At 67.9% G+C, this 18,768-nt stretch carries 19 protein-coding genes; 11 read left to right on the top strand and 8 right to left on the bottom strand.

Going from position 1 to position 18,768, the window contains the following annotated elements; translation table 11 throughout:
• Position 1 precedes the first annotated feature (1 nt).
• Both glgX and sucT read right to left on the bottom strand, forming a co-directional pair.
• Complete coding sequence (gene glgX, locus ABIA65_RS27265; RefSeq protein ID WP_354525504.1) at positions 2 to 2,131, bottom strand: glycogen debranching protein GlgX; 2,130 nt, start codon at positions 2,129 to 2,131, stop codon at positions 2 to 4.
• Positions 2,132 to 2,162: 31 nt separating this feature from the next.
• Complete coding sequence (gene sucT, locus ABIA65_RS27260; protein ID WP_354525503.1) at positions 2,163 to 4,340, bottom strand: acetyltransferase SucT; 2,178 nt, start codon at positions 4,338 to 4,340, stop codon at positions 2,163 to 2,165.
• A 78-nt stretch (positions 4,341 to 4,418) separates the two neighbouring features.
• Between sucT and ABIA65_RS27255 the strand changes: the two genes are divergently transcribed.
• Genes ABIA65_RS27255 through ABIA65_RS27240 form a run of 4 tightly spaced genes read left to right on the top strand, consistent with a single transcriptional unit; the run spans position 4,419 to position 8,086 of the window.
• Entirely contained in the window at positions 4,419 to 5,711 is a 1,293-nt protein-coding gene (locus ABIA65_RS27255; RefSeq protein ID WP_241404897.1) for an adenosylmethionine--8-amino-7-oxononanoate transaminase, read from the top strand.
• A gap of 32 nt (positions 5,712 to 5,743) precedes the next feature.
• Entirely contained in the window at positions 5,744 to 6,892 is a 1,149-nt protein-coding gene (locus tag ABIA65_RS27250; protein ID WP_354525502.1) for an 8-amino-7-oxononanoate synthase, read from the top strand.
• Entirely contained in the window at positions 6,889 to 7,566 is a 678-nt protein-coding gene (bioD, locus tag ABIA65_RS27245) for a dethiobiotin synthase (RefSeq protein ID WP_354525501.1), read from the top strand. The genes ABIA65_RS27250 and bioD overlap by 4 nt, the downstream gene beginning before the upstream one ends.
• 1 nt (position 7,567) lies before the next feature.
• Positions 7,568 to 8,086, top strand: coding sequence for a 2'-5' RNA ligase family protein (locus tag ABIA65_RS27240; RefSeq protein WP_354525500.1), 519 nt, complete (start codon positions 7,568 to 7,570; stop codon positions 8,084 to 8,086).
• Here the strand turns inward: ABIA65_RS27240 and ABIA65_RS27235 are convergent.
• A complete protein-coding gene (locus ABIA65_RS27235) occupies positions 8,039 to 8,677 on the bottom strand; it encodes a TetR family transcriptional regulator (protein WP_354525499.1) in 639 nt (212 codons plus the stop codon). The genes ABIA65_RS27240 and ABIA65_RS27235 overlap by 48 nt on opposite strands.
• Before the next feature lie 75 nt (positions 8,678 to 8,752).
• On the opposite strand from ABIA65_RS27235, the gene bioB reads away from it, so the two are divergent.
• From bioB to ABIA65_RS27220, 3 genes are read left to right on the top strand one after another with little or no spacing between them, the layout of a single operon-like run.
• Entirely contained in the window at positions 8,753 to 9,760 is a 1,008-nt protein-coding gene (bioB, locus tag ABIA65_RS27230) for a biotin synthase BioB (protein ID WP_241405618.1), read from the top strand.
• Between the two features lie 16 nt (positions 9,761 to 9,776).
• Positions 9,777 to 9,989, top strand: a complete 213-nt coding sequence (gene bsaP / locus ABIA65_RS27225; protein ID WP_354525498.1) for a biotin synthase auxiliary protein BsaP — start codon at positions 9,777 to 9,779, stop codon at positions 9,987 to 9,989.
• Positions 9,986 to 10,708 (top strand): DUF2567 domain-containing protein, encoded by a 723-nt coding sequence (locus ABIA65_RS27220; protein WP_354525497.1) that lies wholly within the window; start codon positions 9,986 to 9,988, stop codon positions 10,706 to 10,708. Before bsaP ends, ABIA65_RS27220 begins: the two co-directional genes overlap by 4 nt.
• On the opposite strand, the gene ABIA65_RS27215 is transcribed toward ABIA65_RS27220, so the two are convergent.
• Together ABIA65_RS27215 and ABIA65_RS27210 are read right to left on the bottom strand one after the other, a co-directional pair.
• Positions 10,644 to 12,002 (bottom strand): lipase family protein, encoded by a 1,359-nt coding sequence (locus ABIA65_RS27215; protein ID WP_241404904.1) that lies wholly within the window; start codon positions 12,000 to 12,002, stop codon positions 10,644 to 10,646. The two genes, ABIA65_RS27220 and ABIA65_RS27215, sit on opposite strands and share 65 nt — an antisense overlap.
• A 64-nt stretch (positions 12,003 to 12,066) precedes the next feature.
• Positions 12,067 to 12,759, bottom strand: a complete 693-nt coding sequence (locus ABIA65_RS27210) for an NUDIX hydrolase (protein ID WP_241404905.1) — start codon at positions 12,757 to 12,759, stop codon at positions 12,067 to 12,069.
• A 64-nt stretch (positions 12,760 to 12,823) separates the two neighbouring features.
• Here ABIA65_RS27210 and nadA point away from each other — a divergent pair, with 64 nt between their 5' ends.
• The 3 genes from nadA to nadC are packed head-to-tail and all read left to right on the top strand — an operon-like array spanning position 12,824 to position 16,292.
• The gene (gene nadA / locus ABIA65_RS27205) at positions 12,824 to 13,855 is read left to right on the top strand and encodes a quinolinate synthase NadA (protein WP_241405619.1); all 1,032 of its coding nucleotides are present in this window, start codon (positions 12,824 to 12,826) and stop codon (positions 13,853 to 13,855) included.
• On the top strand, positions 13,852 to 15,435 hold the full coding sequence (locus tag ABIA65_RS27200; protein WP_354525496.1) for an L-aspartate oxidase: 1,584 nt from the start codon (positions 13,852 to 13,854) through the stop codon (positions 15,433 to 15,435). Before nadA ends, ABIA65_RS27200 begins: the two co-directional genes overlap by 4 nt.
• The gene (gene nadC / locus ABIA65_RS27195) at positions 15,435 to 16,292 is read left to right on the top strand and encodes a carboxylating nicotinate-nucleotide diphosphorylase (RefSeq protein WP_354525495.1); all 858 of its coding nucleotides are present in this window, start codon (positions 15,435 to 15,437) and stop codon (positions 16,290 to 16,292) included. The genes ABIA65_RS27200 and nadC overlap by 1 nt, the downstream gene beginning before the upstream one ends.
• Here nadC and ABIA65_RS27190 read toward each other — a convergent pair.
• The gene (locus ABIA65_RS27190) at positions 16,289 to 17,107 is read right to left on the bottom strand and encodes an AraC family transcriptional regulator (protein WP_354525494.1); all 819 of its coding nucleotides are present in this window, start codon (positions 17,105 to 17,107) and stop codon (positions 16,289 to 16,291) included. The two genes, nadC and ABIA65_RS27190, sit on opposite strands and share 4 nt — an antisense overlap.
• 94 nt (positions 17,108 to 17,201) lie before the next feature.
• On the opposite strand from ABIA65_RS27190, the gene ABIA65_RS27185 reads away from it, so the two are divergent.
• Entirely contained in the window at positions 17,202 to 17,609 is a 408-nt protein-coding gene (locus tag ABIA65_RS27185) for an SRPBCC family protein (RefSeq protein ID WP_354525493.1), read from the top strand.
• 22 nt (positions 17,610 to 17,631) lie between these two features.
• On the opposite strand, the gene ABIA65_RS27180 is transcribed toward ABIA65_RS27185, so the two are convergent.
• Together ABIA65_RS27180 and ABIA65_RS27175 are read right to left on the bottom strand one after the other, a co-directional pair.
• The gene (locus ABIA65_RS27180) at positions 17,632 to 18,267 is read right to left on the bottom strand and encodes a LysE family transporter (RefSeq protein WP_354525492.1); all 636 of its coding nucleotides are present in this window, start codon (positions 18,265 to 18,267) and stop codon (positions 17,632 to 17,634) included.
• 51 nt (positions 18,268 to 18,318) lie between these two features.
• Complete coding sequence (locus ABIA65_RS27175) at positions 18,319 to 18,741, bottom strand: nitroreductase family deazaflavin-dependent oxidoreductase (RefSeq protein WP_354525491.1); 423 nt, start codon at positions 18,739 to 18,741, stop codon at positions 18,319 to 18,321.
• Positions 18,742 to 18,768: the final 27 nt, after the last annotated feature.

Here is an 18,768-nt window from a genome sequence, read left to right as displayed (position 1 = left end):
GTCAGGCTGTCTTGCGTAGGACGAGCAGTGACCGGGCTTGCAGCGTGACCTTCTCGCCGGCCACCACCACGAGGCTGGTGTCCCCGGTGGGATCTGCGGTGTCGAGGTCCGCGGTCCACTGCTCGGCGTACCAGTCGGCGGGAATGACGAAGTCGAGGTTCTCGCTGAAGGCGTTGAAACACAGTAGGAATGAGTCACCGGTGACGCGTTCGCCGCGGGCGTTCGGTTCCGGGATGGCATCGCCGTTGAGGAAGACGGCGATGCTCTTGCCGAATGCCGCGCCCCAGTCCTCTGGTGTCATCTCCTCGCCGGCTGGTGTCAGCCATGCGATGTCGCGAACCTGTCCGCCTGTGCGGATCGGCTTGCCCGCGAAGAACCGTCGGCGGCGGAACACGGGGTGGGCCTTGCGCAGGGCGACCGCCTTGCGGGTGAACGCGAGTAGGTCGGCGTTTGTCTCGCACAGCGACCAGTCCATCCAGGACAGCTCGGAGTCCTGGCAGTAGACGTTGTTGTTACCGCGCTGTGTGCGGCCGATCTCGTCGCCGTGGCTGATCATCGGGGTGCCCTGAGACAGCATCAGCGTGCCGAAGACATTGCGCATCTGCCGGGCCCGCAGCTCCAGGATGTCGGGGTCGTCGGTGGGTCCCTCCACCCCGCAGTTCCAGGACCGGTTATGGCTCTCGCCGTCCCGGTTGTCCTCGCCGTTGGCCTCGTTGTGCTTCTCGTTGTAGGAGACGAGGTCGGCCAGGGTGAAGCCGTCGTGGCACGTCACGAAGTTGATGCTGGCGCCCGGTCGGCGGCCGGTCGCCTCGTAGAGGTCAGACGACCCGGTCAGTCGGGACGCGAACTCGCCAAGGGTTGCGGGCTCTCCCCGCCAGTAGTCACGCACAGTGTCGCGATACTTCCCGTTCCACTCGGTCCACAAACCGGGGAAGTTTCCGACCTGGTAGCCGCCCTCGCCGATATCCCACGGTTCGGCGATGAGTTTGACCTGGCTGACCACCGGGTCCTGTTGGACCAGATCGAAGAAGGCCGAGAGGCGGTCGACGTCGTAGAACTCGCGGGCCAGGGTGGAGGCCAGGTCGAACCGGAACCCGTCGACGCGCATCTCCAGCACCCAGTAGCGCAGCGAGTCCATGATCAGCTGCAGCGTGTGGGGATGGCGTGCGTTGAGGCTGTTACCCGTACCGGTGAAGTCCTTGTAGAACTTCGGGTCGCCGTCCAGCAGTCGGTAGTACGCGGCGTTGTCGATGCCTCGGAAGTTGATGGTGGGGCCGAGGTGGTTGCCCTCGGCGGTGTGGTTGTACACCACATCGAGGATGACCTCGATACCCGCCTCGTGGAACGACCGCACCATCGTCTTGAACTCGGCCACCGCGCCGCCGGCGTGCTGGTTGGCGGCGTACTGGTAGTGGGGGGCAAAGAATCCGAAGGTGTTGTAGCCCCAGTAGTTTCGCAGCCCGAGGTCCAGCAGTCGGTGGTCGTGCATGAACTGGTGTACCGGCATCAACTCGATGGCCGTCACGCCGAGTGACTTGAGATGCTCGATGATCACTGGGTGGGCCAGGCCGGCGTAGGTGCCGCGCAGCTCGTCCGGGATGCCGGGATGGGTCTCGGTCATGCCCTTGACGTGGGCCTCGTAGATGACGGTCTCGTGGTACGGCGTGTTGGGCGCGCGGTCCGACGCCCAGTTGAAGAAGGGGTTGATGACGACGCTGGTCATGGTGTGCCCCAACGAGTCCACCCCCGGTGGGGTGCCGCCCGTGGCGAGGTCCTCGGCGTTCAGGTCGTAGGAGAACAGGGCCTGGGTGAACTCGAAGTCACCGTGGAATGACTTTCCGTACGGGTCGAGGAGCAGCTTGCTCGGATCGCATCGGTGACCGGCCTCGGGGTCCCACGGCCCGTGCACGCGGTACCCGTAACGCTGGCCGGGCGTGACGGTGGGAAGGAAGCTGTGCCAGACATAGCCGTCGACCTCGTCGAGTGTGATGCGTTCCTCGGTGCCGTCCTTGGCGATCAGGCACAGTTCGACCTTCTCGGCGACCTCGGAGAACACCGAGAAGTTGGTGCCCGCACCGTCATACGTTGCGCCCATCGGGTAGGGCGTGCCCGGCCAGATCGCGGAGACCATTGCTATCTACGCTCCTTGCGTGCGCGGACGCCTACCACCAGCCGGTGACAGCGGCGACCTGGCGACCCAGCTCATTGGTCATGGTTCGCATGTAGGTGGTGGTGAAGTGATGAGAGTCGTGATAAATCAACACATTTCCCTCCACTGCCCGACAGTAGTCATCCCGGCACACAGCTTCACTCATATCGAGCGGTTTCAACAGCGGGAACCGCTCCACGAAATCCAGAGTGGGGTTGTGGTCGGACAGTACCTTGGAGCGCTTGATGCCGCAGGAGATGGCATCACCGCCGCTGGCCAGACAGTCCGCCGGGAAGAACGGCTCACCGTCACGGACCAGCCATGGCGTGTCGCGCATCGCCAGCACCGGAATTCCGGCGTCGGCGAACGCCTTCCAGATGCCGACGTAGGTGCCCGGCATGACGTCGCCGTCCTTGATGTTCCACGGTCTCGTCGACGTCGTGAACACGTAGTCGGGATGGTCGGCGATCAGTCGCGGCATCACCTTCTCATTCCACACGCGACACTTCGGGTAGGGCCTGTTGTCGCCCATGACCAGCGGATTCTGTTCGGTGGTCAGCGGGCAGCCCATTTTGAGGTATGTCACGACCTTGAAGTCGTGTAGCCGGCCAAGAAGGTCCAGCGCGGTGAGCCAGTGCTCGGCGTGCGAGCCGCCGGCCAGCGCGATGGTGCGCTTCGCCGATGCGTCGCCGTAGGTGCAGGTGATGACGTCGACGTTGTCGAAATCGCCGATGCACTTGTCGGTTGTGCTCTGCGGTAGATCGTCCGTGGCCTCCAGCACCGTGGGGCGCATCGGCAGTTTGGGCACGCGCGCATGGTTGACGAGTGCGCGCGCACCCGGGTAGTCGCGCGATGACAGCCCCGACAGTTCCTTGCCGTTGGCGCGCTGGATGGTCATGTGCTCACGCCACGTGAACGATGTGGCGGTCAGCGCGACGCCGAGCAACGTCACGATCGAGCCCAGCACGATGGTGGGCCTGCGCAGCCGAATGCGCAGCGGTATCGCAACGGCCGGCTTCTGCGCGACGGGAGCGTGCAACCGCAGCGGCTCCTCCACATAGCGGGTGGTCAGCCACGCCAGCACGCCGGAGATCAGAAGTACGGCCGCGCCCTCGAGGAAGTTCGCGCGGCTGTGCCCGGAGTAGGCCAGCCAGAAGATCAGCAGTGGCCAGTGCCACAGGTACAGGGAGTACGCCATCGCGCCGAGCGATACGAACGGCGCGGAGGCCAACCACCGGTTGGGCAGCGGCATCCGGCCGTCGGCGCGGGTGAGGTGCGGGTCAGCGGCGCGGTTGGCTGCGCTGAGGATGAACAGGATGGTCGCGCCCACCGGAACCAGCGTCCACGGACCCGGGAACTCCTTGACGCCGTCGATGAGGAAACCGCACGACACGATCGCGGCCAGCGCCACCACCGAAACCACAGTGCGCAGCCACATCGGGCACCGCACGAATGGCACGAGGGCTCCCGCCAGGGCGCCGAGGAGCAGTTCCCAGGCACGGGCGAAGCTGTTGTAGTAGGCGGTGGCCTGGTCGGCGTTGTGGGCGATGATCGCGTACACGAACGACGCGATGGTCAGCGCGGACAGCAGCACGATCAGCGCGACCCGGAGGTGGCGGCCCAGCAGTCTGCGGAACAGGTAGGCGAAGGCGAAGATCAACACCAGGAACGCGATGTAGAACTGGCCCTGCACGGACATTGACCAGATGTGCTGCAGCGGGCTGACGGCCTCGCCGGCACGTAGGTAATCGGCCGCCGTGCTTGCCAATTCCCAGTTCTGGTAGTAGCCCAGGCTTGCCAGGCTCTGGTCGGCGAACGCCTCCCACCGAGTCTCGGGCTGCACCAGGATGGTCAGCACCGCGGAGGCTGCCAGCACCACGACCAGCGCGGGAAGCAGCCGGCGTACCAACCGCTTCACCTCGGGCAGCGGCGCCAGCGAGGTGGTCGACGACAGTGACGCACGCAACAGCCGTCCGCCGAAGAAGAACCCCGACAGTGCCAGGAAGACGTCGACGCCACCTGATACCCGGCCGAACCAGACGTGGAACACCGCGACCAGTGCGATCGCTATGCCACGCAAACCATCCAGGTCATGGCGGTAGAAGCCCGAGGTACGGGTGCCCATGACGGCAGGCGAGGGTGACCCGGAATCGGTGCGCGAGGCCTTCCGGGGTGGGTCAAGGGTCAGCATGGTCGTCGGACAATCTACCGTGCGGCGCTGTGAGTGCGCGCTTTGCGATGAGCGCCCGAGCGAGCAGAGTATGACTTCGTGCCTGCGTTGACACCCTCTGAAATCAGTGCAATCGACACCGCGCACGTCTGGCACCCCTACAGCACCATCGGCGCCGAGGCGCTGGCGCCGGTTGTGGCTGTCGGCGCCAAGGGGGCGTGGCTAACCGTGGTTCATGACGGCCATCCCGTCGAGGTGATCGACGCCATGAGTTCATGGTGGACGGCGATTCACGGACACGGGCATCCTGCGCTGGATGACGCGATCACGCGCCAGCTCGCCACCATGAATCACGTCATGTTCGGTGGACTGACCCACGAGCCCGCCGCGCGGCTGGCGGAGTTGCTGGTGCAGATCACTCCCGACGGCCTGGACACGGTGTTCTTCAGCGACTCGGGCTCAGTGTCAGTCGAGGTCGCGGTCAAGATGGCGTTGCAGTACCAGGTGGCCAGGGGACGACCAGGCCGACACCGACTGATGACGTGGCGTGGGGGATACCACGGCGACACCTTCACCCCGATGAGCGTGTGCGATCCCGATGGGGGCATGCACTCGCTGTGGCGTTCTGTTCTCACCCCGCAGGTGTTCGCCCCGGCGGTGCCGTCCGCCTACGACCCGGCCTACGCCGAGGCCTTCGCGCGTCAACTGGCGGAGCACGCCGACGAACTCGCCGCGGTCATCGTCGAGCCGGTGGTCCAGGGCGCCGGCGGCATGCGTTTCCACGATCCCCGGTATCTGGTCGATCTGCGGGAGGCGTGCACGCGCCATGACGTGGTGTTGATATTTGACGAGATCGCCACGGGATTCGGCCGGACCGGCGCGCTGTTCGCCGCCGATCACGCCGGTGTGACACCCGATGTGATGTGCGTCGGCAAGGCGCTGACCGGTGGCTACATCACATTGGCTGCCACGCTCTGCACGGCCGAGATCGCGCGCACCATCAGCACCAGCGACGCGGGTGCACTGATGCACGGGCCCACGTTCATGGCCAACGCCCTGGCGTGCGCGGTCTCCGTCGCGTCGGTCGAACTGCTGATCGGGCAGGACTGGCAGAGCCGGGTTCGCGATATCGAGGCAGGGCTGAAGGTGGGATTGGCTCCGGCCGCGGCTCTGCCTGGCGTCGCCGACGTGCGGGTGCTCGGCGCCATCGGCGTGATCGAGATGGAACAGCCAGTCGACATGCGGGTGGCAACGCACGCGGCTCTGGAGCATGGGCTGTGGTTGCGCCCGTTCGGCAAGCTGGTCTACGCCATGCCGCCCTTCGTCTGCACGCCCGACGAGGTGGCTCAGATCGGGGCGGGCATGGTCGCCGTCGCGCGTGCTCTAACCTGAACGGTGTTCAATTGTCGGGAAGGGAGCACCGGATGCCGCAAGTGGACCTCTCCCCGCTGGCCTGGCTTGCCGAGGTGGAGCAGGAGCGCCGGGCCGCTGGACTGCGCCGCGCACTGCGAACTCGGCCCCCAATAGGCGACGAACTGGACCTGGCGTCCAACGACTACCTGGGCCTGTCCACGCACCCCGGCGTCATAGACGGCGCGGTTCGGGCGCTGCGCACCTGGGGTGCTGGCGCGACCGGATCGCGTCTGGTCACCGGCAACACCGAGCTGCACGAGGGTTTCGAGGCGGCGCTGGCCGACTTCGTCGGCGCTGAATCGGCCCTGGTCTTCTCATCGGGGTACACCGCGAACCTCGGTGCCGTCGTGGCGCTGTCTGGTCCCGGCGCGCTGGTGGTGTCCGATGCCTTCACGCACGCGTCGCTGGTGGACGCGTGCCGGCTGTCGCGTTCGCGGGTGCTCGTGACGCCGCACCGCGATGTCGACGCCATCGACGCGGCCCTGGCCGAGCGCACCGAGAAGCGCGCCGTCGTGCTGACGGACTCGGTGTTCAGCGCCGACGGGGCGATGGCCCCGTTGCGCGCGATGCACGACGTCTGCCGCAAGCACGGTGCACTGCTGATCGTCGACGAGGCGCACGGACTCGGGGTGCGTGGCACCGGCGGGCGCGGGCTTTTGCACGAGGTCGGTCTGGCGGGAGCCCCCGACATCGTGATGACGACGACGCTGTCCAAGGCGCTCGGCAGCCAGGGCGGTGTGGTGCTCGGCCCGATTGCCGTGCGGGAGCACCTGATTGACGCCGCGCGACCGTTCATCTTCGACACCGGTCTGGCCCCGGCCGCGGTGGGTGCGGCATGGGCCGCCCTGGAGATCCTGATCGCCGAACCCTGGCGCGCGGATGCCGTTCTCGCGCACGCGGCGACGCTCGCCGAGGTCTGCGGTGTTCCCGAGACACCGGGGTCGGCGGTCGTTTCGGTGATTCTCGGCGAGCCCGAGGTGGCGCTGGGGGCGGCGACCGCCTGCCTGGACCGAGGTGTCCGCGTCGGGTGCTTCCGCCCGCCGACGGTGCCCGCGGGGACATCGCGCCTGCGGCTGACAGCGCGGGCCTCACTCGATGACCGCGAGATGGCATTGGCGCGCAGCGTGCTCGCCGAGGTCCTCGCCTCGGCGCGCCGATGAGCGTCGTCGTCGTCACCGGCACCGATACCGGCGTGGGAAAGACCATCACGACCGCGGCGTTGGCCTGCCACGCGCGACTCGCCGGTCTCGACGTGGCGGTGTGCAAACCCGTGCAAACCGGTGCGGCCGACGGCGATGATGACCTGGGCGAGGTGGCGCGGCTGTCGGGCGTCGTCGATCTGGTGTCGGGGTGGCGCTATCCGGAACCGCTGGCGCCGGTTGCCGCGGCGCAGCGAGCCGGCATGGCGCTGCCCACGCGATCCGAGTTGGGGGAGTTGGCTGCTTCGGCCGATCGGCCCGGCAGACTGGTGATCGTCGAGGGTGCGGGAGGCCTGCTGGTGGAGATCGGCACGGACGGTGTGACGCTGCGCGATGTCGCCGCGGATCTTCGTGCCTCGGTTCTGGTGGTCGCGGCCCCGGGACTTGGCACCCTCAACCACACCGCGCTGACCACCGAAGCCCTGGCGGCACGGGACATTCCGTGTGCCGGGGTCGTGGTCGGTGCCTATCCCGCGAGCCCGACGGTGGCCGAGGAGACCAACCTGCACGCGCTGGCCCTGATCGCGCCCGTGCGCGCGGCGCTGCCATCGAGTGCCGGTGCACTGTCACCCGCAGCGTTCGCCGAGATGAGCACCGCGGCCTTCGAGACGTCCTGGGTCCGCGGTCTGGCCTGACGTGGCGCACTCCATCGAGCTGCTCTTCGACGAGGCGACCGAGGCGGCGGTTCGGCGGGACTGGGCGGCACTGGCGCAGGCGGGCCTGCCGAGCCAGGGTCGGCACCGCTCACCGACCAACCGGCCGCACGTCACGCTGGCCGTGTCCAATCACATCGATCCTGCGGTCGACGCTGAGCTGACCGAGCTGGCACACCGGTTGCCGCTGAGCTGCCGGATCGGGGCGGCCATGGTTTTCGGACGGGCGACATTGACGCTTGTGCGCCTCATCGTGCCGTCGGCGGCGCTGCTGGACCTGCACGCTGGGGTTGCCGTCGTCAGCGCGCCCCATCAGACGCCTGGCCCGTTCGCGCACTCGCAGCCCGGCCACTGGACCGCGCACGTCACGCTCTGCAGGCGTCTGTCGGCACGCGATCTGCCTGCCGCGCTCGAGGTGATCGGCGTCGACGACCTCGACGGCACCTTCGCGGCGCTACGCCGTTGGGACGGTGACGCCCGTGTCGACACCCTCATCGGGTGAGGCGCCGTCATCGGGTGAGACCGTGTGCTGGGCGGACATGCCGTCGACCAGCAGTCGCATGCCGAAGGCGAAGCGGCCGTTGGGATTCGACGTGAGGACCGACTGGCCGTCGGGCAGTGCGCCCGCGGCGTCCCACTGCAGCCGGGACTGTTCGTCGACGGTGAAGCCGAGGACGTAGTACACGATCGTGCGTGCGGCGAGCGCGGCGTTGGTGGTCTCGAACCCCGCGTCGGATGCCGCGGCGGCCAGGAGATCCAGGATGCGGGCCAGCGCCGCCGAGCGGCCCGAGGCGAATGTCGCCGACACCAGTTCCGCGCCGTCGGTGGAGGACAGCAGTGCCTCGCGCAGGGCAGCGCCGATCGTCGAGATCCGCTGGGCCCATGGCAGCGCGGCCACATCGGGCACCGCCGGTTCGAGAATGCGATCGGCGACGGCGCCCAGAAGTTCCTGCTTGTCGGCGAAGTGCCAGTACAGGGCGCCGGGTGTGACGCTGAGCTCGCGCGCCAGCCGGCGCATGGTCAGATCGGCGATGCCGAACTCGTCGAGGATATGAGCGGCCTTGGTGACCACGTCGCTTCGGTGCAGCTGCACCCCTGTATCCTAAACACCGTTCAAGTTCGATGTTCGGGAGGAGTGCCGGTGACGCAGACGGCCACAGAGGTTTCGGTGGATTCGGCAGACGGGGACGTGTTGGCCCTGGCTCGCGAACAGGTGCTCGAGCGCGGTGAGGGTCTCGATCAGGGGCAGGTGCTGGCAATCCTGCAGCTCCCCGACGACCGTCTCGAGGAGCTGCTCGCGCTGGCCCACGACGTCCGGATGAAGTGGTGCGGTCCCGAGGTCGAGGTCGAGGGCATCATCAGCCTCAAGACCGGCGGCTGCCCCGAGGACTGCCACTTCTGCTCGCAGTCGGGACTCTTCGCGTCTCCCGTGCGCAGCGCCTGGCTCGACATTCCCAGCCTGGTGGAGGCCGCCAAGCAGACCGCGAAGTCCGGTGCCACCGAGTTCTGCATCGTCGCCGCCGTCCGCGGGCCCGACGAACGACTGCTGGCTCAGGTCGCCGCTGGTATCGAGGCCATCCGCAACGAGGTCGACATTCAGATCGCGTGCTCGCTGGGCATGCTGACCCAGGAGCAGGTGGACCGCCTCGCCGCGATGGGCGTGCACCGCTACAACCACAACCTCGAGACCGCCGAGTCGTACTTCCCCAACGTCGTCACCACCCACACCTGGGAGGAGCGCTGGGGCACCCTCGAGATGGTCCGCGAGGCGGGCATGGAGGTCTGCTGTGGCGGCATCCTCGGCATGGGCGAGACGCTGGAGCAGCGCGCGGAGTTCGCGGCTAACCTCGCGAAGCTCGATCCGCACGAGGTGCCGTTGAACTTCCTCAACCCGCGCCCGGGCACGCCGTTCGGCGATCTCGAGGTGCTGCCCGCCGCCGAGGCGCTCAAGGCCGTGGCCGCGTTCCGGTTGGCCCTGCCGCGCACGATGCTCCGCTTCGCAGGCGGCCGCGAGATCACGCTCGGTGACCTGGGCGCCAAACAGGGCATCCTCGGCGGCATCAACGCAGTCATCGTCGGCAACTACCTGACCACCCTCGGCCGTCCCGCCGAGTCGGACCTGGAGCTGCTCAACGATCTGCAGATGCCGATCAAGGCGCTCAACGCCACCATCTAGCCGCCAGCAGCCAGCGATGTCGCAGAAGTTCAACGTCTACACCGGCGAACCCGAGGGCTCGCCCGGTGCCCAAGCCGTTTCCACCGCGGCGCGGCTCGGGCTCGAACCGCCCCGGTTCTGCGCGGAGTGCGGGCGCCGGATGATCGTGCAGGTGCGTCCCGACGGTTGGTCGGCCAGGTGCTCCCGGCATGGCGAACTGGACTCCATCGATTTCGAGGAACGGCGATGAGTCAGGTGACCGAGGACACCGTGGCACGACCGGAACCGGTTGAGCCGCCCCGTGTCTCACACCGTCGCGCCGCGCTCATGGTGGTCGCCTCACTGGCGGGGGCAGGCGTTCTCGTCGGCGCACTGTGGGCCTGGCTCGCGCCGCCGATCGGCGTGGTCGTCGGACTCACCCGAGGCGGCGAACGGGTTCGCGGCTACGTGGGCAACGAGGCCGACCACCTGTTCCTCGCGGCGTTCCTGGTGCCGGGATTCCTCACCGTCGTCGCCGTGATCGCGGCCGTCCTGGTGTGGCGGTGGCGAGCCCATCGCGGGCCACTGATGGCAGGCGCCCTCGCCGTCGGATCAATGTTGGCGGCCGGCTTGGCGGCCGGGGTCGGGGCGGGTTTGGCGCGGCTGCGGTACGGCGTCGTCGACGTCGCGTCGGCGCCCGTGTCCCCGGAGCATCGCGTGCACTACGCGGTCGAGGCGGGCTCGGTGTTCTTCGGGCACTCGCCACTGCAGATCGCGGCGACCATAGTGTTCCCTGCGGGAATCGCGGCGTTGGTCTACGCGCTGTGCACGCTGGCGACCCCGCGCGATGACCTCGGTGCATGGCCGCCGGCCGAGCCCATTGTCCTGCGGTACCCGTACGCTCCGGCCACCGATCAGGTGCAGGTCACTGATCCAGTGCCGACAGAGGCCGACGTTCCACCCGTTGACCCGTCATCACCTTCGCGCTGATCAACCCCAGCCGGAGCATGCCCCGGTAGGTCGACGGATTGAGCAGCGTCGGCCACTTCGTCCGCAGTCGATGTGCCGACGACGGACGTCCAGCGAACCGGTCGCGCAGCCAGCGCAAGGTCATCGGCGCGGACATCGGATGTAGCAGCAGGTGCTCGCTGAACATGTCGCGGTGGTAGGTGACATCGGTGCCGCCTGCGATGTACGCATCGGCGAGTTCGTCGATACAGGCCACCGAGATCAACTCGTCGTGCACGGCCTGCACGATCAGCACCGGAATGCTCGGGGCCCGCGTGCCCAGCTTGATGCTGTCGAAAACGTGCCGCACCTCGGGTGTGGCCAGGATGCGCTCGAGTGGCCAGTCGACCATGTCGTCCATGTCCTTGCGGATGAGCCGCAGCACCGCGCCCGCAGTCGTCATCGACTCGATGCTCTCGAGCATCACCTTGCCCTCGGGCGTGGCGTGCTCGGCGATGATGCGGTCAAGGTCTGGATAGACGTGCGACAACGCCGCGACGACGAGCGCCGGGAGCCCGGAGAAGACCGTGCCATTGAGGCGGCGGAAGGTTTGACCCAGATCGCCGACGGGGGATCCGAGGACGGCGCCGACGACGTTGAGTTCGGGCGCGTACTCGTCCAGCACCTCGGCTGCCCATGCGGTCGCGAGACCTCCGCCGGAGTACCCCCAGAGCCCGACGGGCGCCTCGGCGGACAGTTTGGCCGGTGCGTAGCTCAGCGCCGCGCGCAAACCGTCGAGCACGTGATAGCCGGGCTCATAGGGTGCGCCCCAGCTGCCGCGGGTGCCCTCGTGATCGGGGATCGACACCGCCCAGCCCTCGGCCAGTGCGGCGGCGACCAGGAGGAACTCGAACTGGGCCACGGCGCCGACGGCCTTCGCGCCTCGTCGTAGCGCATAGGACGGGAAGCAGCGCGATGCGACGGCGTCGATCGCGCACTGGTAGGACACGATGGGGCACGGCCGCTCGGGCGTGCGCTCGGCTGGCGCCACGACCGTGGTGACGGCCGCCTGCGGCGCTCCGTTGAGGTCGGTGCTGCGGTAGAGCAGTTGGGTCGCGCTGATGGGCTGGGGTATCCGGCCGAGGAACGCGAGTTCGACGTCACGCGATCGCAGCACGGTGCCGGGGTGGGCATGTTCGAAGCCTGCGGGTGGTGTGTAGAACGGGTCGTCTGACGGAAGTATCGGACGGCCCGGTTGCGACTGCAGGTCCTCGTGGGGTGCGGTGCCGATCCACTCGGCATCACCGGTCGACTGGGCCGCGCTGCCGATATCCATCGGGACATCTTCTCTTAGTGGTCTCTTAAAATCCAATACATTGGTCGTTCTCGGGGCGCTGCCTCTACGTCGGCGGGCGCAGTGCGGCGAACTCATCGGTCACGCGGTACTGCGACTCGGTGAAGCGGTAGAGCGCCGCGGGACGCCCACCGCTGCGGCCCGAACGGGCTGTGGTTCCTGTCGGCGTGATGACACCGCGGCGGACCAGCACGCGTTGCAGGTTGGTGGCGTCAACCTGGTAGCCGAGCGCCGCGCTGTAGACATCCCGCAGGGTGGAAACCACGAATTCCTTTGGAGCCAAGGCAAATCCGATGTTCGTGTACGAGAGTTTGGCGACCAGGCGGGTATGGGCGTTGGTGATCATCGTGCGGTGGTCGAACGCCATGGGGGGCAGGGCGTCCACCGAGTGCCAACGAGTGTCGGGCGGTAGTTCGGGTGTGGCGGGGGACGGCACCAGGCCCAGGAACGTCGACGCGATGGTGCGTACGCCCGGCACGCGGTGCGGGTCGGAGAACACCGCGAGCTGCTCGAGGTGGGTCACCTGACGCAGGTCCACCTTCTCGGCGAGTTGACGCCGAACCGAACTCACCATGTCCTCGTCGTGTCGCAGCTGCCCGCCCGGCAGCGACCAGGCGCCACGCTCCGGTTCCATGGCTCTTTCCCACAACAGGACGCTGAGCTGCGGCTTTCGCGTGTCCAGCTGGCGAACCTGGAAGACGACGGCAAGCACTTCGTGGGCAGTGCTAGTATCAAGCATGTTTTCGATCATAAGTCGAAAACCTCCGAGATCAAAGGAGACGGCCGTGACGGTGCTGGACCGCATGACTGCGTCGCAGGGTGGATGGACCGCCCAGATCACCAACGGCCCCGCCGGATACGGCGGCGTGGAGCCCGATCAGGAGTGGGCCGCCGAGGTGCGAAGGCTCGCCAAGCTGCGCAATGCGACGCTGCTGGCGCACAACTATCAACTGCCTGCGATCCAGGATGTGGCCGATCACGTCGGCGACTCCCTTGCCCTGTCTCGTATTGCGGCTGAGGCATCGGAGGAGACCATCGTCTTCTGCGGCGTGCACTTCATGGCCGAGACCGCCAAGATCCTCAGCCCGGACAAGACGGTGCTGATTCCCGACCAGCGGGCCGGTTGCTCGCTGGCCGACTCGATCACGGCAGAGGACCTGCGGGCGTGGAAGGACGAGTACCCCGACGCCGTCGTCGTCTCGTACGTCAACACCACCGCCGCGGTGAAGGCGCTCACCGACATCTGCTGCACGTCGTCCAACGCCGTCGAGGTGGTGGCCTCCATACCCGAGGACCGTGAGGTGCTGTTCTGCCCCGACCAGTTCCTCGGGGCTCACGTCAGGCGCGTCACGGGCCGCAAGAATCTGCACGTGTGGGCGGGAGAATGCCACGTCCATGCCGGTATCAATGGTGATGAACTCGCCGATCAGGCTCGCTCGCACCCCGATGCCGAGTTGTTTGTGCACCCCGAATGCGGTTGCGCCACATCGGCTCTCTACCTCGCAGGTGAGGGAGCGGTCCCCGAGGACAGGGTGAAGATCCTGTCCACCGGCGGAATGCTCGACGCGGCGCGCGAGACCCACGCCAAGCAGGTCCTGGTCGCGACCGAGGTCGGCATGCTGCACCAGTTGCGCCGTGCCGCACCCGATGTCGAGTTCCTGGCCGTCAACGACCGGGCCTCCTGCGGATACATGAAGATGATCACGCCCGCGGCGCTGCTTCGCTGCGTGGCCGAGGGTGCCGACGAAGTTCACGTCGACATGGAGACCGCCCGGCTGGCTCGCGCCAGCGTGCAGCGCATGATTGAGATCGGGCAGCCCGGCGGCGGGGAATGAGCCTCTTCGCGTGCGGTGGTGACGGGCAGATCGCCTGGCAGCAGCGCGCCGACGTCGTCGTCATCGGCACCGGCGTGGCCGGGCTCGCCGCCGCTTTGGCGGCGCACCGGCGCGGTCGCAGGGTGGTGGTGCTGAGCAAGGCCGGTGAGACCGCCACGTTCTACGCCCAGGGCGGAATCGCCGTCGTGATACCCCGCACCGATGACTCCGTCGAGGCCCACGTCGCCGACACGCTGGCTGCGGGGGCAGGGCTGTGCGATCCAGCCTCGGTGACCTCCATAGTGTCCGACGGCTTCGCGGCGGTCTCCGAACTGGTCAGTGCCGGGGCACGATTCGACGAAACGGTGCCGGGCCAGTGGGCGCTCACCCGGGAGGGTGGTCACTCGCTGCGCAGGATCATTCATGCGGGTGGTGACGCGACCGGCGCCGAGGTGCAGCGCGCCCTTGACCGGGCCGCGGCAATGCTCGACATCCGGCGCAATCACGTGGCGCTGCAGGTACTCCACGACGATGGCGCCGTGACCGGTGTGCTGGTGCACAACGCCGACGGGGTGGGTGTCATCCACGCGCCATCGGTGATCCTTGCCACCGGTGGTCTCGGTCATCTGTACTCGGCGACCACCAACCCCGAGGGGTCCACCGGCGACGGCATTGCGCTGGCGCTGTGGGCCGGTGTCGCGGTCGGTGACCTCGAGTTCATTCAGTTCCACCCCACGATGCTGTTCGACGGTCACGCCGCGGGACGACGTCCCCTGATCACCGAAGCGCTGCGCGGTGAGGGTGCGGTGCTCGTCGACGCCCGCGGCGCGTCGATCACCGAAGGGGTTCACCCGATGCGCGATCTGGCCCCCCGCGATGTGGTGGCCGCGGCCATCAACGCGCGCCTCATCGAGACCGGCGATCCGTGCGTCTATCTCGACGCCCGCGGGATCGACGATCTCGCGCGGCGGTTCCCCACGGTCACCGCGGCATGCCAGGCCGCGGGAATCGACCCCACTGCGCAGCTGATCCCGGTGGTGCCGGGTGCCCACTACAGCTGCGGTGGCGTCGTCACCGACGTGCACGGCCGCACCGAAGTCGCCGGGCTGTTCGCCGCAGGCGAGGTGGCGCGCACCGGCATGCATGGAGCCAACCGGTTGGCGTCCAACAGCCTGCTCGAGGGACTCGTGGTGGGCGGTCGCGCCGGACGCGAGGCAGCCGAGCATTCCGCCACGGCCGCAACCGGCCGCCTGGCGCAGATCGAATCGCGAGATCGGATCACATTGCCCCGTAACGAACTCCAACACGCCATGAGCCGGCACGCGTCGGTCGAGCGCGACGCCGCAGGACTGCGGGAGCTGACCGCCGTGCTCGACTCGGCAACAGATCGATCGTTGCGCGACCGCGCGTCGTTCGAGGACGCCGCGCTCACCGTCACCGCACAGGCCGTCGCCGTCGCCGCGGCGGATCGCGCGGAATCGCGCGGTTGCCATCACCGGTCGGACCACCCCGGAAACGATCCGGCGGGCGCCGTCAGCACCACCGTGCGCTGGGTCTCGGGTCGCGTCACCGTGGCACATCCCGTGGAGGTGGGTTGCTGATGAGAATCTCGGACACCGAACGCGCCGAGGCTGTTTCGGCGATCGAACGCGCGCTCTCGGAAGACCTGCGCTATGGGCCCGACGTGACGACGCTGGCAACCGTGCCCGCAGACGCGACCACCGTCGCGGCGATGGTCACGCGTGAACCCGGTGTAGCCGCCGGTGTCGACATCGCGCTGATGGTCCTCGACGAGGTACTCGGCCGCGACTCCTACCGCTTGATCGAACGGGTCGAGGATGGGACACGCCTGGAGGCCGGTGGCGCCCTGCTACGTCTCGAGGCATCGACGCAAGGCCTTCTGACCGCAGAGCGCACGATGCTCAACCTGGTGTGCCACCTCAGCGGGATAGCCACCGCGACGTCGCACTGGGTGGACGCCGTCGAGGGCACCCGCGCCGTGATCCGTGACACCCGAAAGACGATGCCGGGCCTGCGCGTGCTGCAGAAGTACGCGGTGCGTGTCGGCGGCGGGGCGAATCACCGCATGGGCCTTGGCGATGCCGCGCTCATCAAGGACAACCACGTCGCCGCCGCGGGTGGTGTCGTCGCCGCGCTCAAGGCGGTGCGGCACGCCGCACCCGACCTGCCGTGCGAGGTGGAGGTCGACTCACTCGAGCAGCTCGACGAGATCCTCGGTGAGGACGTGCAACTCGTCCTTTTGGACAACTTCCCGGTGTGGCAGACGCAGATCGCCGTGCAACGGCGCGACTCGCGGGCGCCGGGAACCAAACTGGAGTCCTCGGGCGGTCTCTCACTGGAATCGGCGGCTGAGTACGCGGGTACCGGTGTCGACTACCTCGCTGTCGGCGCGCTCACTCACTCGGTGCGCGTCCTCGACGTGGGGTTGGACGTTTAGTCGGTTGCGGCTCTTTGCAACTCGCGTCTGACTTCGGTCGGCGTGTGCCCGGTGTGCTGACGAAGAGTCCTGCCGAAATGCGCCTGGTCGGCGAAACCGAGTCCGGCGGCGATCTCGGCCAGCGTTGACTCGCCGCGCTCCAAGCGATCGAGGGCGTGACCGACGCGGACCCGATTGCGATAGCGCGTCACCGAGACACCCAGCTCTGCGGTGAACGCCCGGCTCACCCGGTACGGCGACGCCCCGAGCAGCGCGGCCAGCGGGAACAGACCGTCTGCGCATGGATGCGCGTCGTGGATGGCGGCGCGCGCCCGCTCGACCAATCGCCGGTCCGCCGGCGATGGCGTGTCGTTGGCCGGGATCGGGCGATCCGTCGCGGCACGCAGCACCGAGGCGACCAGCCGCACCAGATCCTCGGCAAGCCGGTAGTCGGTGTCGTTCCGGCCGGTGACCAGCAGACGCCGATGCGCCAGCTCGAGCCGCGCATCCACGTACACCGCCGCGCGTCTCACCCGGCCCGGCTCACCCGCGAGCTGCTCCCAGCTCTGTGGGCTGAGTTGCACCGATGTGCAGGTATCGCCGCCATGCGGATGCGCGAACTCCTCGGTTTCACCGGGTTCCCCCAGATACCCGACTGTCGAGTCGAGATCGATCGAACCCTTGGCCCCGCGGCGCTGGAAGTGGCCCGACCGGACCAGCACCAGCCGCGCGCCGACCGGACACTCGGGCTCCGACCAACCCGGTCCGTGAGCCCGGCAGGTCCATTGGGAGACGCTGAACTCGGGCCGGGCCGCGAGCGTCACCGCAGTCAACACACCCTGGACGCTAGCCGGGGGGTGTGACATCTCCCGTGCGGATGGCCGCAAGGATGTTCAAGACACCGGTGCTGTCCCTGACGACACTGGGGACATGGCATCCATTCGCATCGAATTCGACATCGCCGCCGACGCGGCGCACGTGTGGCAGGTGATCGGGGACTGGGCGGACGGCCCCGCGCGGATGGCGCCGGGTTATGTCGTGTCGTCACGGGCCGCCGATGACGTTCGCGTCGTCACGTTCGCCGATGGCTTCGTAGCGCGTGAGCGCCTCGTCACCCGCGATGACAAGGCGCGCCGCATCGTCTACTCGTTGATCGGCGACACTGCGCCCGAGCACGACAACGCGGTGATGCAGGTCGTGCCCGACGGCCTGGGGCGCTGCCGGATGCACTGGTCGCGCGATGTGCTGCCGGATGAGGCCGCGCAACCGTTGAGCTCAGCCATGAACGAGGCCGCCCCGATCATCAAACGTGCGTTGGAGACGGCAGGAGGCTCCTGAGTACCGATCTATTCAGTCGCGTCTATGCCGTCGCGCCGCGGCGCACCAGCGACAACACCACCGCGGCGGTGGCGAACAATCCGGAGAACACCCGGTTGACGATGGTCTGCTGGCGCGGGGTGTGCAGCCAGTGCAGCAGGCGCACGGCCAGCCCGGTGTAGAGGCCCATCACGACCACGTCGACGGCGACCATGGTCACGCCGATCGCCAGGTACTGCGGCACTAACGGCGCGGTGGGCACCACAAACTGCGGCAGAACCGCGAGGAAGAACACCAGCCCCTTCGGGTTGGTCGCGTTGACCAGGAAGCCCCGCAGCACCAGCGCGGCCCGGCCGCCTTCCGTGGCCGCCCCGACCTGCTCGCGGAGGTCGCGCGTCGCCGTCCGCCATTGCCGGACGGCGAGGTAGATGAGGTAGGCGACGCCGATCCACTTGACGACGTTGAACGCCACGATCGAGCTGGTGACCAGCGCGCCGAGACCCAGGGCGACGAGCAGCAGCTGCAGCATCAGCCCGATTTCGAGGCCCAGGATGCTCCAGTAGCCGCGTCGGACACCGTGGGTCAGCCCGGTCGCCATCGACTGGATCGCGCCGGCACCGGGGGAGACCGCTATCAGGACGGCCGCACCGATGAACGCCAGCCAGATCTCCCATGCCATGTCCGAGAGTGTCTCAGCTGGTGACCGGCCGGCTCAACCGAGTATCGGTTGTCATGCGATGTCGGCGACGAACGTGCCCTGACGCTTCGCCAGCATCTGCGCCATCCGGGGCAACGTGGGGTCCACCGTGCCCGCTGGAAGCACGCGGGGGTTCACCAGATGCAGGTCCTTGCGCCCGACATGGATGTCGGCCTCGCCCGCCGCGAGCACGTTCTTGACCCAGTTGGTCTTGCCGTGGACCAACCCGATCGCCAGCACGCTGCCCTTTCGGTAGGCGGTGACAATGGTCTCGTAGTCCGTGCCCGACGTTCGGCCGCGGTGCTTGATCACCGCGACTCCGGGCATGCGCTTCGACAACGGCCGGAGCAGCGGGTTCAAGTACTTGATCTGCGCACGTTCCAGCCACACCGGAATCAGCATCGGCACGCCTGGTGCGTTGTTCGGGTGGTCCTGTCGTGACGATGAGGTGGACATGGCGGCTCCCGTATTCGATTTGTACTG

Source organism: Mycolicibacterium sp. 624 (genome assembly GCF_040548615.1).
Lineage (GTDB): Bacteria > Actinomycetota > Actinomycetes > Mycobacteriales > Mycobacteriaceae > Mycobacterium.
The sequence above is the reverse complement of the archived record's forward strand: the minus strand, read 5'-3'. Positions and strand labels throughout refer to the sequence as shown.